The organism is Kitasatospora sp. NPDC088783 (assembly GCF_044750705.1).
GTDB lineage: Bacteria > Actinomycetota > Actinomycetes > Streptomycetales > Streptomycetaceae > Kitasatospora > Kitasatospora fiedleri.
In genome coordinates this window covers 1-13,561 of record NZ_JBIVKJ010000009.1, presented here as the reverse complement: position 1 = coordinate 13,561, position 13,561 = coordinate 1, and the positions used below count along the sequence as shown (strand labels likewise).

Genomic DNA, 13,561 nt, shown 5'->3' with positions numbered 1-13,561 from the left:
GGGGGGGGGTCCGGGGGTCCCCCGGGGGCCCCCCGGGTCAAACCGGGCGGTTGCCACTCCGGGCAGCGTTTACAAAAACCCCGGGTTACACATTTAACCCGGGGGGCCCCCCCCCCCACGGGGGGGGGGGCGCCCCCGTTGTACACACCCGCCCGGGTCAGTCACACTCCTCGCCCTCGTCTTCGTCGCGCGGTTCGGGCAGCGGGATGCCGAGCCGGAGGAAGAACGCCTCGACGATCTCGACCAGGTCCCCGCCGTTGAGCCCGTCGCCGTCGCAGGCCTCCGCCACCTGCGCGTGCAGGTCGTTCACCTCGCGCACCACCTGCCAGGGGCTCTGGACCGGCTTGCTCGACGGGTCCGCGTACGACGCCGCCCATTGCGGAGCCCGGGAGGGCAGGGCCCCTTCGGAGGCGTTCATGAACCGCGTGACGGGCGTCGGGAACTCCGGGTCCGACGTCACATCGAACACCGACCCGGTGAACTCGACGCGCTGCAGAACCCAGGGATCGCTCGCATCGAGGCGCCGGTCGATGGCCGTCACCGTGCGCACGGACAGGACGGCCGAGCCGGTCAGCGGGAGTTGGTGGTGCTCAGGGTCCACGGTGTACGTACGCCTACGCTGCTCATGCACGTCGTTTCGGTGCACGGTCTCGTGGGAGGGGATGACGAGCATGGGTCTCCAAGGGAAGTCGTGGAAGGGATCGCGGGGCCGGGCCCGGCGGAAGCAGCCAGCAGGAGGCCGCATGCCGAACCCTTTGGAGGAAAGCGGAGCCAAACGGCCGGGTACGCGGGTCTACGGCAGCGGGCAGCGGCAGTTCAGAGGCGATCGCGATGCGAGGCCGGGAGCCGAGGGCGCCGTGGCTGCCGTTCGCAAGGGCCGGGTGGAGCTGGCGACTGCGTGGCGGCGAGGGCGACGGGAGGTCTATCTCGGCGGGGCGGGTTTTCGCGGGATGCTCGATGAGGGGCGCCAGGACCCGGTACCCGTCTTGCGGGCGGGGCTCTTGTCCGCGGCATCCGAGCAGAGGAGCGAAACCCTGTGCACTGGATCGCGCCAGGGTGCAGGGTCCCGAAAACCTCACGAAAGTGTATCAGTCCAGAGCTCGAAAATACACTTAAATAAACCTTCGCTGTCGTTGGCGGAGGCCGGATGTTCCGGCCGCCGGGAGTTGCGGCCGGGGCGTCCCGCGCTTCGCGGTTGAGGCGATGGAATGGCCGACTTTCCTGCGCTGCAAGGGAAAACGGCAGGCGGGAGACTCGCCACGTGGTACACTTATAAGAGAAAAGGCGGTCGAGGTTCACCTCCCGCCCCATCTCATCAGGCCCGCCAACTCCCCGAGGAGATCAGTGACGGCTCATCACGCCCCCCTGCTCGCACAGGCACGCGGCACGATGCCGGTAGGCAGCAGCCAGAGCGCCTGTATCGCGTTCAACCGGAACCGGAAGGCGTACGCCACGGCCCAGGAGCTGTACGCCGCGCGCCGCGGCGACCTTCCCGACGACCTCAACACCATCACGGACGCGGAGATGGACGCCGCGGCGTACGCCGCCGGGGTGAACCCGCCGCAGAGTGCGACCACCCGGGATCAGGTCCGGGGGCAGCTGGCCATCCTCGCCGGAGTCGCCAATGACCAGGCCCGCCCCCATCCGAAGTCGGACCCGTCGGCGCTCGCCGCCCAGCTCGCGGCCATCGCTCGCAGTACCGGCACGACGCTCCTCGTCTTCTCCGGCTGATCATCGCGGCGGCCGGGTGCGAAATGGCGCCCGCACCCGGCCGCCCCGATGCGCGACCGCAAGATCCGGCGAATTACCCCGCTCTCCTAGGCAGTTCGGCCGACCAGTTGCTCACGCTCGAGGCGATCTGAGTCGCGGCCTCCCCAACGCTCGACGTCCTGCAGGCCCGTGTCGGCTCTGTCGAAACCGTAGAGACCATCCGTAGGAGCCACTCCATGGCCAGCGCCCCTGCAATCCTTGGAACCACGTCCCCGCTGGCGACCGACCTCCACTTCCGCCCCGCGCAGAGGCTCGCCCGTCCTGCCCGAGTGCTGATCGAGGGAGCACCCGGTTCAGGCCGCACGCCGGCCGCGCTCGCGCTGTCCGCCGCTCTGGGCACACGGCGTGCCGTAATCGACACCGACGGCTCCGCAAACCGCCGCGACAGCACCGGGTTCAACATCCTCGAACTGACCTCCTTCGCCCCTGACCAGCTTCTGTCGGCTCTCTACATCGCCGGAAGCCAGCGCTACGAGGTGGTCGCCATCGACTCGCTGTCCGCATGGTGGTCCGGTCGAGGGGGGCTTCTCGAACTGGTCGACCAGGCTGCCGCAGCCGCTGGCCCGAAAGCCGAGAAGAACATCGGCTGGATCGCCATGCGGCCCACGGAGCGCAGGATGACCGATGCACTGGCCGCGTTCCCCGGCCATGTCGTCGCCACCGCCCGCAGCACAACCGAGACCCTGCTCGAAGTCGTAGATGGGCAGACGATCCCGAGGCAGTACGCGCTCCGACCCGAACTCCGACCCGGAGCGGAGTCGGACTTCGACGTCGTACTCACCATGCTCCCCGGGCACTCCATCCTCGTGCGCAAATCGAGGGTGCCGAACCTCCCGGACGGCACCATCTACAGCGGCGAATCCGTTCTGAGCGGGGCGGCCTACACCGACATGGGCGCCGCGATCCTCGCCTGGACCAGGAACGGGATCAACCTCGCCCCCGAGGACTGGTACGCCGCCGCGCAAGAACCTCAGGCAACGGAGCGGCAGCTCATCGAACTCGAACTGCTGCTGGAACGTACCCGGATGGAGGGAATGGCGGCCAGAGAGCACGACGGCACTCTGTGCACCCTCGGAGACCTGGTGCGCAATCGAATCCGCATACAGCGTGAGGCCCGAGAACGAGCCGAGAAAGAAGAGGCGCAGGAGCGGCGCAGGCTGGAGCGTAGCCAGCAGCCCGCCGGGCGAACCCCGCCCCAGTACACCAACCCTGAGACCGACTGGGGCGCTCCGGCGGGCGCATGGCCCGCCCCCAACGCGGGCTGGGGCTCTCCGGCCGGAACCTGGCCCAACCCTGGTGCGGACTGGAACGCAGCGCACGGTGAGGACACCAGCGCTGCATTCGGCCCGGAAGCAGAGTCCCAAGGAACTGCTCCCGGCAGCGAGGCGGTGTCCAGGCCACAGGAGATTGATGCCGGTGACGGCGATGACGATGTGCAGGCCGTCGCTGGCATCGTGAACCGTCTCATGGAGAACGACGGGTGGAGCGACCTAACGCGGGTCCTCAGGGCAGCAGTCAGGGCAACCGAACTGGGAGTCAACGGAGTTCGGGTACCGTGCGCGGATGACCAGACCCGGCCGCTGGGCGAGGTACTCAAAGCACGAACCGCAGAGTTGAAGGTGCCCGGCAGCTGAGCTGGGGCAGCGTTGGGTCCGCTACTTGTGACCGGACGGCCCGGCATCCGTTCCGCCGGGCCGCGCCGCTGCGGGGCGGGCGGGGTCGGTTCGGGACCGATAGGTCAGACTGGGTTCATGAGTTCCGACCGTCGCCCGTTGGGGCTGGCCTTCTCCGAGTCTGCCATCGACCGGGCCCTCCCGTTGGCCGAGCGTCCTTGCCCGCCGCCGGCAGGGCATTCGCCGTTCCTGGAGCCGGCCACGGACGAGCCCGCCCCGTCGTCGGCACGTCGTACGCCCGCCCGGCCCGCTTGATCCCCCTCCCGTCCGCTCGCCGTGCCGCCCGTCCGGCTGCTCGCCCGGTCGCCGTTGCCGTCCGCCCAGTCCGGCCCGACTGGCCAGTGCGGTCCTGCCAGAGTGGAGTGGCGCCACATCACGACTTCGGAGTAGCACTGATGCAGAACGAGACGTACGTACATGACTTCCTCCTTGCCCGAGCCGCTGATACCGCGCACTCCTTCGAAGGCGCTGCCATAGTCGAGCTGATCGTCAACGAGTACTGCGACGCGATCAACAAGCGACGGTGGCCCGCGGCAACCGCACTCGGGGACCTGATGCTCAAGCTCGCTGAGCAGTGCAAGGACCATCCTGACTACCGCAGCGACTGGAAGCCGTAGACCTCTCGGCTTCACCGCCTGCCCGGTCGCTGTCCCGTCCTCCGCCCCGCCGTCCCGCTGTCCGGGTCCTATCCCCGGCCCGGGGCGCCGCTGCTCCGGGTACGCAGCGGCGCATGACCCGCGCTCCGTGCCCGTTGGCGTTCCTCCAGCCCGTCACCGCCCACCACTCCCAGGAGACACCAGTGGCCGACCAAACCCCGACCGAGCGGTTCGCGTCCGAGCCGGACAACGAACTGGCCTTGCACGGCATCGCAGTGCGTGAACGCCTCATCGGAGGCGTCCGCTACCGCGTGGCCCGCCTCACCCCGGGCGACGGCACGGTGCGCCTGCTCGCCCACCGCCAGGACCCCAGGACCCGGGCATACAAGCGGGTCCACGACCTCACCTCCGCGCTCTGACCCTCCGCCCGCCGCTGCGCAGCCGCGGACAGCCCCCGCCGAGGGCCCAACCCGCCGGGCGGGTGGGCGGCGTGAGCGCGCCCGGCGAGGTGACCGGCCGTCTCCAGCAGGCCCTGCGCGTGCCCGGCACGGCCGCGACCCTCTCGGATGTCGCGCCTGGCCGGTGACCGCCAGCTCTCGTCGTGCGTGCTGCCCTGCCCGCGCACGGCCCGGGCAAACTCGCCTCCGCTGCGGCCCGGGCACTGCAAGGCTCCCGGCCCAACAGCGTCCCGGTACGAGGAGCGGGCGCCCGCAGACTCTCACGACGCCTCTGCCCGAAATTCGGGCCCGCGCTGAACCTGGAGTCCATACCCCGTCCCCGGCGGTGGGTCGCTCTCCGGCGCGGAGCCGGCCGTATGCCCGCCGCGCCCGGGCCGAGGAACGGCAGCGTTCCGACCCGGCCGGACCCGGCCAGGGCCTGCCGCGCTGAGGAGGTGGTCAGGAGGCCGGCCACGCGTCCTCCTACCGGGGGATGCGACCCTGACTGCACCCGCCAAACACGACCCGCCCAGGAGAGCCACCGATGACCTCCACCGGCACCTGCCCCACCTGAGGACGCGAGGGCCTGCGCCTCACCAAGACCGGGGCCGTCTGGTCTCACCGCCACCCCACCAACCTCACCCTCAGCGGCATCTACCGCCTGCCCTGCGACGGCGGCAAGCCCACCACGACCACCCAGGACGCCCGATGAGCCAGCCCCGTGACCCTGACTGCCGCTGCCTCTGGTCGCCAGTACGAGGCCGTCTTGGTGCGGGCACTGCCTGACCGAAGGGCCGAAGCCCGGCACCCTCGCCGACCCCACCACGACCACCGAGGACACCCGATGACCGACACCCGGCCCACGGCCACCGAACTGGACGAGCGCGAACGCCGCCTCCGCGCCGACGCCCAAGACGCGCAAAAGGCCCTCAACAACGCCCGCCGCCGCTACGACGCCATCGGCGACGAGCTTCGCGAGATCCGGGGCCTGCGCGGCGAAACGGAGAGCAACCAGCCCCAGCGCCCCGACCTCGACGCCCTGCTCGCCGAGCTGAACGCGCCCGGCCCCTGGCACTTCGCCCGCGCCGACGTGGCCGCGCTGATCGCCTACGCCCAGCATCTGGAGACCCACGTCGCCGAGCTGGAGCAGCAACTCGGCGCAGAGCACCACGCCCATACCTCCACCATCACTGAACGCGACCGCGCCTTCGACTACGCCGACCGCCTCGCCGCCGCGATCGCCCCCGAAGAGGCCATCGGCGAGCACACCGGCATGAACAACCCGTAGCAGAACGCCCTCGACCTGGCCACCGAGCAAGGTTCACCGTCATCCTGCCCGCGCCCGACGTGGCCCGCGACGGCCGCTGACAGGTCGCCACATCCCGCACCGGCCGGCCCGCCGCTGTACGGCCCCGCGCTGCGCCCTGCCGCGGAGCAGGAACGGGCTTGCGGGCAGGGCGAGCAGGCAGAGTGATCCCCACGCTGCCCTGACCGGCTGCCCCGGCCGCGGTCCTTGCGGGTGTCGCGCCCGGCCGGTGACCGCCGGCCCTCATCGCGCGTGCCGCTGTGCCGGCAAACGCTCCGCCCCCGGTGGCACCGGCCGGCTTCACAGGGCCCCGGGCCTGGGGCGTTCGGGCGGGAAGAGATGGGCGCCCGGAGACTCTCAAGAGCCCTCGGCCGGGAAACCCGGGCACGCGGCCAGGCCCGCGCTTCGGCGCGTGCCCGGCAGCTTCGGAGTTCCGTGCGGGCCCGGGCACCGCAAGGGGCGTGCGGCGGCCAACTGCCCGCCACCCCGCCCCCGCCCCATCCGGGCCGAGGAACAGCAGCGCCCGGCACCGCCGGGACACAGCCGGACCGGCGGCCGCCTCGGTTAGGAGGTGGTCAGGAGGTTGCCCGCCCGGGCCCGGTCGCCGGGGAGCGGCGCAGGCCCGGCAACTGCGGGCCCGCCGCTCCGGCCGGTCCGGGGCGGTGGCCGCCCGCACCCCGTTCTGCCGCCGGGTGCGGCCGGTTCCCCAGGACCGGGCCCCTACCCCCCGCGGCCCGCCGGTGCCGACCGGTCGGTGTCGGCAGGCCGCGGTCCTTTGCTGCCGCCTCGGCCGGCCGGACGGCATGTCGTTCCGGCCAGCCGCCGGGCAGCGGGTACCGCGCTCTCACAGCACCCACCCCCACCCCGCCCGTTCCCCGACGTGGAGGACCCACCCGTGACCACCATCCCGTTTCCCGCCAAGCAACTGGACGAAGCCGACGATGACGAGGCCGCCATGGCCCGCCGGTTCGCCGCTGTCGTGGCCGGCCTGCTGCCCGACCACCGCGCGCAAGGCCCCGCCGCGGCCGCGCTGGTGGAAGTCCTGGAAGAACTGCACACTGCGCTGCTGGAGTTCGCCGACGCCCCCACCGAAACGGCCCAGCACATCCTGGTGGACATGCTGATCCGCCGCTTCCTCGACCTGCGCGGCACTCCCTCCGCGCCCTGACCTCGCCCGCGCCGTCGCGCTCTGCGGCCGCCGGTGCCGGGTGCGTGCCTCGTTCGGTGGCCGCTGATCCGGGCGCCGCGCCGCGTTGCGGCTGCTACATCCCACCGCTCACGGGCCCGGGTATTGCCCGCTCCTGTCCCACTTCAACTCGTTTTGGAAGGATCCACCTGTGACCACCGCTGCCGCCCTCACCGAGCAGCTGCGTACCGAGGCCGACAAGGCGCGCGACTTCGCCGCGTCCTTGATCCGTCCGATCGAGGCTTTCCGAACCCAGGTCCCTGACAGCAACGCGGCAGCGGAACTCCTCGCCTGCCAGGCCGCACAACTGCTGGAGGACCTGCACGCCGCCCTGCTGGCGTTCGCCGACACCCCAGCTGACCAGGCGCGACGCCTGCGAATGGAGATGCTGATCCGTCAGCTCTCCGCTCTGCACAGCTCCTCCGCCGCTTCCTCCATCTGCGCGGCATCCCCCGCGCCCTGACCTCGCCCGCGCCGTCGCCTTCTGCGGCCGCCGGCCCGGTCTCCATACCTCGTTGTTCGGCCGCCGGCCCGGTTCCCGCGCCGTGCTCTGCGGCGCCGGTGCACCGGCGCGGCCGTGGGACCGCCTGCCCCTGCTCGTCGCCCCTGTGTCTGGATGAATCCGCCTGCGACCGCCATCATGTTCTCCGCCGAGGAGTTGAACAACGAGGCCGCCCAGGCGCGGGCCTGCGCGGACGCCCTGCCTGGCTTGGTCGCCCGCTTCCACGCGATGGGCCCCACCGCCCGCGAGGCCGTGCGGCTCACCGAGGAGCTGCACACCGCGCTGCTGGAGTTCGCCGACATCCCGGCCGACCGGCCCCGGTGCGTGCGGGTGCGGGTTCTGAACTGTCTGTTCCTCGCCCTCGGCGGCGCCCGCCGCCCGCCGCCTCGCTCGGCTGCGCCGTCCACTGCTGTGCCCGACCCCTTGAGGAGTTCGTTGCTGCCCGATCCGACTGTCCACCCGCCCGTTTCCGCCCAGGCCGTCCGCTGGGACGACTACCCGATGCTCTGCTCCGACGACACCGTGAAGAGCGACCTGGAGCTGGTGCACACCCGTTGCGGCACCCGCCTGTGCGACGTCGAGCACGGCGACAGCCTGTCCGTGCTCGCCGGCATGGTCACCGACCACGACGCCTGCTGCTCCCGAGCGGCCCGGCCGGACCCCACCGCCGCCCGGCGCGATGACACGAGCACCGGGAGCGGGCGGTGACTGACCGCCCCACCCGCTCCAAGGCGCCCCGGTTCCCGCAGTCCCGCCCCGGCACCGGCCCTGCCGCGCCCCGCCGCGCGGGTGCGGCCGGGCCAGTGCCGTCCCTGCTCCAGCGTTCCTGCACGCACCGCATCCTGCTAGCCCTGACGGCACCTCACGCCCGGCCCGGCCACCGCCGCGGGACCCGGGCACGCGGCGCCGCAGACGCACGCAACGGCCCGGCCCCTCGCACCGCGCGCCCGCCGGGCTGCGGGCAGGCCCGTGCCGCGCGGCCCGCCGCCGGCTCCCGGACCGACACTGCACGCGCCACCACCCCGAGCCACGCACCACCCGGAGCACCCCGCCGGACCCCGCCGCACCCGGGCCGGATCCCCCCAGGCCGTCCACGCCCACCACCGGCGCCACGAGGCGGACACCACGGGCCCGCCCCGAACCGGGCGGCGCGGTCCACCCCGCTGCGCCCGGCCCGCGCCGCGCCCTGCCTGGGTGCCGCCCTGCCGGCCCTGGGCCGCCCCGGCCTCGAACCCCCCATCCCGCCACTTCACCGGAGACCGTCATCAGCGAGACCTTGAACCCCCTGAACCTGCTGAAGCCCCGCGCCGGCGGCTCCCTGCGCATCGGCCCGGAAGGCACCACCCGCCACGAACTCCCCGACCCCCTCGAAGGCGCCAGCGAGGAGGAGCGCACGTTCTTCCTCACCCACTTCCACGGCCAGCCGCTCTTGGAAGTGCTGCGTCGGCTGCGCACCGCGCAGTGGAACGCCGACATGTGGAAGAAGACCGCCGAGAGCGCCCAGAAACAGCTGCGCGAGAGCGAAGCGGAACTGCGCGAAGCCCTGGCCCCGCCGGACCGGTCCGTCCCGCCGGACGGCTGGAAACTGCCCGAAGCCGCGGCCGCCCTCCTGGAGTGCGCGCAGGACCACGGCTGGACCACGTCCACGGCATGGGGACGGCGCTCGGACGGCGACCCGACGCTCACCGTCCAACTGCTGTACCGCCGAACGCCGAAGGAGGTCTGGAAGTTTGACCACCTGACGTGGACGGCCTTCGGCACCGGAACTTCCATGCGCCGCCTCGGCTCCGGTCTTGCCTCCACCCCGCGCCACCCGCGCTGGCACGACGCGCCGTCGCTGAAGCGGATCCGGGAGATCATCGAGACCAACACCGCCCAGCCTTCGGAGTCCGTCGGGGACGACCGGCGTCACCGCCCGCTCACCGCATCCCGGGCCACCGCCGTGACCGAGCTGATCGGCGACATCGCCCCCGCGACCGACAGCCTCCTCCAGCAGCTCGCCGAGTCGGTGCGCGGCCGCCGGGAGCACCAGCACCCCGTCCATGAGGACTGGTACTGCTTCAACCAGGCGTCCTGGGCCGGTGAGCGGATCGGGTTCGTGATCCGCCGCCTCCTCGACGCGGAGTCCGAGGCGGGCCGGCTGCACCGGTGCTTGGCGGACCTCCGCGGCTCCAAAACCTCCCGGACGTGAACGCGGGCAGAGGACCGCGGTCACCGCCGGCCGGCTTCACGGTCCCGCCGACGGCCGCACCCCGTCCCGCGCCACCCGACGCCTGCCGGTCGTCCCGCACCGGCCGCCGTCGACGACTCCCCGTCCGCCGCCCGTCCGCGCCGCACCCGTCTTTCGCCGGACGAGCTGCGCCACGCGCACCGGCCGGCGGGGGCGGTGCGGGCGTGTCGGCCCGCACCGCCCCCGCCGGCCATCGGCCCGCCCCGGTCTGCTGGCCGCATCGCGCCCACAGCCCCTGCAGTCGTGCCGCCCGGTCTTCTCATACCGGCTGCCGCCGCCGAGGCCGCCGCCCCCGTCTGTGCCTTCCGTGCCGCCGGCCGTCCGGCACCCGCTGCGCCGTACCGGACCAGCCGCCGCCTTCGACCCCGCCGCAGGCTGCCGCCCCACGACGCAGACCGTCCGCAGCCGCGCAGGCCGCTGCCGCTGGCTGCCCTGCACGACCGCAGCGTCCGGCTGACGGCCGGATCCTGTGTTCAATCCGAGGCATCGCACGCCGTCCCACCAGGCCGGCTCCGCGCCGTCCTGCCGGCCGGGCTTTACTCGCGGTGTCCTGCAGTCGCGCCTCGTCCGGGCCCGGCGGGGCGGGCCTGCCGGAGGGAGGGCAGGGTGAGGTAGTGCCCCCAGCCGGGGGCGTCCTCGGGGTAGTACTGGCCGGGCGGGCCCTGGGCCGGCCGGACGCCGACCAGGGGAGTGGGCGCGTCGCGGAGCTGGGCGTCCTCCACCGGATGGGTCGGGCGCAGGACGCGCACGGTGTGCATCCACTTGTCGCCGGGGTCGTACTGGTAGCCCAGCTGGTAGCCGGGGGCCAACAGCGCGGACAGTGGGGTGTCGCAGTCGGGGACGTCGCCCGGCCGGAAGGCGACGGCCGGCTCGACGGCCTCGCGCGGGTGGCCGATCACGATGCGCTCGAAGCGGTCGGTGGGCCAGTCGTCGGGCCGGACCTTCCACGTCGTGGAGTGGTAGAAGAAGAACGCCGAGTGGACGAGGTCGCGTGCGTAGAGCCCGTCGATCGCGTCGGCGAGGTGGGCGAAGGTGTGCCCGCCGTGCACCGCGAAGGTCGCGGCGTGATCCGGTGACTGGTAGCCGAGCGTGACCTGGACGACCAGACCCGACCGCGGGTCCGGCCCGCCGGCCCGCCGCACCACGGGCGCCCGCTCGGAGCGGCACCGGCGTTCGTCCTCCTCCAGCAGCTCCTCCAGACCGGCCCGCACACCGCGCCCCGGCGTCGGGGCCTGCGGGCGGCACGGCATCGCGGTGTACAGCTTGCCGACCAGCTCGGCCAAGGCCCTGCTCCTCAGCTCGCTGCCCATCACCTGCCGCGGGTGCAGCTGCTTCCACACCCACTCGCCCAGGGCGTGCCCGTCGACTTCCAGGCCGCGGTGCAGGCCCCGTGGATGGTCGGGCAACCATGCGCGCAGCAGGTCGTACTTCTCCCACCACTCGCCGGTGGTGTCACCGGCGCCCCGCACCGGCACGGCCCGGCGGCCCAGACGTTCACGCTGGTCGTCGCCGAGCCGGTGCTCCAGCAGCGCGGCCGCCCGCAGCGCCTGCCCCCACGTCACCCCGGGCGCCGGCACGCTCTGGGTCCACGCGCGCCCGCTTGCGCCGGCCAGCCGCTCGATCACCCGCCAGTGTTCCTCCTGGCCGAGATCGCGCAGTTCCGCGCCCGGCCGCACCTCGTAGGGGGCCCGGTCCAGCAGCATCTCCAGCGCCGGTTCGCAGGAGACCAGGTCCATCAGCCGCGGCCCGGCGATGCCACCGTCGGGGGCGACTCCCACGTGCACATCGGGCACGGGACCGCCGCGCCGGGTCAGACCGATCCGGCGCAGGTAGGCGCTGGCCTCGTACGCGTGCTCCTCTGTGCGGAAGGCCGGCTCTCCCTTTCCGGCGTTCCTCGCAGGGGAGAGGCGCGCCGCGGCGGCCGCCCACGGGCGGGCGAAGACCCGGCGCAGCACGATCCGGGCACCGGTGACGGCGTCGTACAGGCACACGTCCCTGCCCTGCCCGCGCCAGCGCAAGCCCGGCAGCGCCCCCGTCAGCAACGCCTTCGCCCACAGCGCGGCGGCGCCGCGCTCGATGCGCACCAGCAGCCCGTCGGAGACGGGTGTGACACTGCGGATCCCGAACGCCAGCACACCCGGCGGCGGTTCATGGGCCCCGTACGCGGCGGCCAGCGCGGCGACGGCCTCGGCCTCCAGAGCCTGCTGCGCCGCGGTCGGCTCGGGGACCAAGTGGCGGGCAGGGCCTGTGGTCAGCGCCGATTTGGCCTGGCTCCAGGTTTCGCCGGTGGCCTGCATCCGCAGACGCACGCGGTGGCCGAGGAGCGCGGGCAGCGGGATGTGCGTGGACATGCTCTCTCCCTGTGGCACTGCCCGGTCAGTGCTCCGAGAGATCAGGTGAACGGAGCCCAGCTGCAACACGGTTCGGTCCTGCACCCACGGCGCTTTTGCCTTCCTGGCGCCGTTCCTCCGGGCGGCGGCGCCCCAGCAGGGCCGCGTGGACAGCCCCGACGATCGTAGCGGCCGTCACGGGCCCGCGGCCGCCGATCGACGCAACCCGCCCGGGCGCCACCGGGCCCGTGCTGTGGGCAGCGCGCGACATACTCCTTGCTGCGCCCCGCTGTTGCCCGCGCGGGGACGACCCTGCCCCACACTCCAGGAGGTCCTGGCGATGCCCGAAAGCTCCCCTGCCGCGTTCGCGTGGTGCTTCGACCATGGCTGGCTCCACCCTCTGCCCACCTTGTGCACCGCCGTTGCTGGCACCAACGCCGAGGAGGCCCTGGCCGCGAAGCGCGAGCGCTTCGGCGAGGCTGCGTTCCTCTACCAACTCCCCTCGGAGCAGCAACTCGAGGTGATCGACCGACAGGCCGAGACGCACAAACGGTGACAGCGGCCCGGCCGCTTCGCCCGCCGCCCGTCCGCAGTTGTCCGCCGCCGTCCGGTGTCGCTCGGCCGCTGGCCCGGGCCGACATCTCGGCACGCCGCCCGTAGCTGTCCGCCGTCGTCCGGCCGCTCCGCTCGCCGCCGTCCGCAGTTGTCCGCAGTTGTCCGGCGGTCGGCTGCGCCGCGCTCGGTCGTAGACGCCTCGTCGTCCGCGGGTCCGGGCGCGCCGGTTCCTCGAGGGCGGCCGTGCCGCCCGCCGCGCGGGTGCGTACGGGCGGTATCGGCAGGTCTGCCCACACTCGGCCGCCGCCTCTGAAGCCCAGCCGTCCAGTCCGCCCGCGGCGGCTGCCCGGGGTTGTCCGCGTCCGGCCGGTCTGCCGTCCGTCCCGCCCGGCGGCCGTCCGTGCGCCGCGGCCGGCTTCGGCGCCCTCGCGGAAAGGGGCCGCACAGCCGCCTCTGGTCGGCCAGGAGCCCAGGACCGACCGCCGGTTGCCGCGGCATGCCGTGCAGGACCCGGTCAGGGAAACGGGCAGCCGGCCCCGACCGGCGCCGCGCAGATGCCGCACCGCGGCGGACTGCCGCCGTTTGGGGCCGTCCTGCACTGCGAGACCTCCCCCAAAGGGGCACTCAAAGGCCGTCCCCCCGGCACGCGGCGGCGGACGGCGAGCCCGGTGGATGTCCCCGGCCCTCCAGCGGGGCGGACCCCGTACGGTGACGGGGCAGTTCCACGACGGGGGTAGGGCATGGAGCCGGTCGACGAGGTCGCCGTGGCGAAGGCGGCCGCGGTGCTGGGCCAGCGCCACCGGGCGGCGGTGCTCGACGAGTACGGGAAGGTCGTGAAGCCGGGCTTCCTGGTGAGGCCCGGGGCGCCGGGGCGCCGGGGCCGGGTCCGGGTCGGGTCAGGGTAGGAGGCCGGTCTCGTGGGCCGAGGTCAGGTAGGTGGCGAACAGGGTGCTGATGCGGGTGTAGAGGGCCTGGT

The 13,561-nt window shown here is 73.3% G+C and carries 13 protein-coding genes; 11 read left to right on the top strand and 2 right to left on the bottom strand.

What is annotated here, in order from left to right; all coding sequences use genetic code 11:
• Nucleotides 1–157: 157 nt before the first annotated feature.
• Nucleotides 158–673 (bottom strand): hypothetical protein, encoded by a 516-nt coding sequence (locus tag ACIP60_RS24200; RefSeq protein WP_400687641.1) that lies wholly within the window; start codon nt 671–673, stop codon nt 158–160.
• A 671-nt stretch (nt 674–1,344) separates the two neighbouring features.
• Here ACIP60_RS24200 and ACIP60_RS24195 point away from each other — a divergent pair.
• The 9 genes from ACIP60_RS24195 (at nt 1,345) to ACIP60_RS24155 (ending at nt 9,661) form a co-directional block, all read left to right on the top strand.
• Nucleotides 1,345–1,731 (top strand): hypothetical protein, encoded by a 387-nt coding sequence (locus tag ACIP60_RS24195; protein ID WP_400687639.1) that lies wholly within the window; start codon nt 1,345–1,347, stop codon nt 1,729–1,731.
• 215 nt (nt 1,732–1,946) lie between these two features.
• On the top strand, nt 1,947–3,404 hold the full coding sequence (locus tag ACIP60_RS24190; RefSeq protein WP_400687637.1) for an AAA family ATPase: 1,458 nt from the start codon (nt 1,947–1,949) through the stop codon (nt 3,402–3,404).
• Nucleotides 3,405–3,838: 434 nt separating this feature from the next.
• Nucleotides 3,839–4,060, top strand: a complete 222-nt coding sequence (locus tag ACIP60_RS24185; RefSeq protein WP_400687635.1) for a hypothetical protein — start codon at nt 3,839–3,841, stop codon at nt 4,058–4,060.
• A gap of 113 nt (nt 4,061–4,173) precedes the next feature.
• Nucleotides 4,174–4,458 carry a hypothetical protein gene (locus tag ACIP60_RS24180; protein WP_400687633.1) on the top strand — a complete coding sequence of 95 codons (285 nt, stop codon included), beginning with the start codon at nt 4,174–4,176 and terminating at the stop codon, nt 4,456–4,458.
• An 862-nt stretch (nt 4,459–5,320) separates the two neighbouring features.
• The gene (locus tag ACIP60_RS24175; protein ID WP_400687631.1) at nt 5,321–5,764 is read left to right on the top strand and encodes a hypothetical protein; all 444 of its coding nucleotides are present in this window, start codon (nt 5,321–5,323) and stop codon (nt 5,762–5,764) included.
• 913 nt (nt 5,765–6,677) lie between these two features.
• Nucleotides 6,678–6,950, top strand: a complete 273-nt coding sequence (locus ACIP60_RS24170) for a hypothetical protein (RefSeq protein ID WP_400687629.1) — start codon at nt 6,678–6,680, stop codon at nt 6,948–6,950.
• 169 nt (nt 6,951–7,119) lie between these two features.
• Nucleotides 7,120–7,431 carry a hypothetical protein gene (locus tag ACIP60_RS24165; protein WP_400687627.1) on the top strand — a complete coding sequence of 104 codons (312 nt, stop codon included), beginning with the start codon at nt 7,120–7,122 and terminating at the stop codon, nt 7,429–7,431.
• Nucleotides 7,432–7,584: 153 nt separating this feature from the next.
• Nucleotides 7,585–8,178, top strand: coding sequence for a hypothetical protein (locus ACIP60_RS24160; RefSeq protein WP_400687625.1), 594 nt, complete (start codon nt 7,585–7,587; stop codon nt 8,176–8,178).
• Between the two features lie 568 nt (nt 8,179–8,746).
• Entirely contained in the window at nt 8,747–9,661 is a 915-nt protein-coding gene (locus ACIP60_RS24155) for a hypothetical protein (protein WP_400687623.1), read from the top strand.
• A 575-nt stretch (nt 9,662–10,236) separates the two neighbouring features.
• Here the strand turns inward: ACIP60_RS24155 and ACIP60_RS24150 are convergent.
• Complete coding sequence (locus ACIP60_RS24150) at nt 10,237–12,051, bottom strand: hypothetical protein (RefSeq protein WP_400687621.1); 1,815 nt, start codon at nt 12,049–12,051, stop codon at nt 10,237–10,239.
• 319 nt (nt 12,052–12,370) lie between these two features.
• On the opposite strand from ACIP60_RS24150, the gene ACIP60_RS24145 reads away from it, so the two are divergent.
• Complete coding sequence (locus ACIP60_RS24145; RefSeq protein WP_400687619.1) at nt 12,371–12,586, top strand: hypothetical protein; 216 nt, start codon at nt 12,371–12,373, stop codon at nt 12,584–12,586.
• A 739-nt stretch (nt 12,587–13,325) separates the two neighbouring features.
• Nucleotides 13,326–13,490, top strand: a complete 165-nt coding sequence (locus ACIP60_RS24140) for a hypothetical protein (protein ID WP_400687617.1) — start codon at nt 13,326–13,328, stop codon at nt 13,488–13,490.
• Nucleotides 13,491–13,561: the final 71 nt, after the last annotated feature.

Coding starts and splice junctions, on each gene's coding strand:
- ACIP60_RS24190 (WP_400687637.1), top strand. CDS start 1,947: ATGGCCAGCGCCCCTGCAATCCTTGGAACCACGTCCCCGCTGGCGACC.
- ACIP60_RS24160 (WP_400687625.1), top strand. CDS start 7,585: ATGAATCCGCCTGCGACCGCCATCATGTTCTCCGCCGAGGAGTTGAAC.
- ACIP60_RS24180 (WP_400687633.1), top strand. CDS start 4,174: ATGACCCGCGCTCCGTGCCCGTTGGCGTTCCTCCAGCCCGTCACCGCC.
- ACIP60_RS24200 (WP_400687641.1), bottom strand. CDS start 673: ATGCTCGTCATCCCCTCCCACGAGACCGTGCACCGAAACGACGTGCAT.
- ACIP60_RS24185 (WP_400687635.1), top strand. CDS start 3,839: ATGCAGAACGAGACGTACGTACATGACTTCCTCCTTGCCCGAGCCGCT.
- ACIP60_RS24140 (WP_400687617.1), top strand. CDS start 13,326: ATGGAGCCGGTCGACGAGGTCGCCGTGGCGAAGGCGGCCGCGGTGCTG.
- ACIP60_RS24150 (WP_400687621.1), bottom strand. CDS start 12,051: ATGTCCACGCACATCCCGCTGCCCGCGCTCCTCGGCCACCGCGTGCGT.
- ACIP60_RS24145 (WP_400687619.1), top strand. CDS start 12,371: ATGCCCGAAAGCTCCCCTGCCGCGTTCGCGTGGTGCTTCGACCATGGC.
- ACIP60_RS24175 (WP_400687631.1), top strand. CDS start 5,321: ATGACCGACACCCGGCCCACGGCCACCGAACTGGACGAGCGCGAACGC.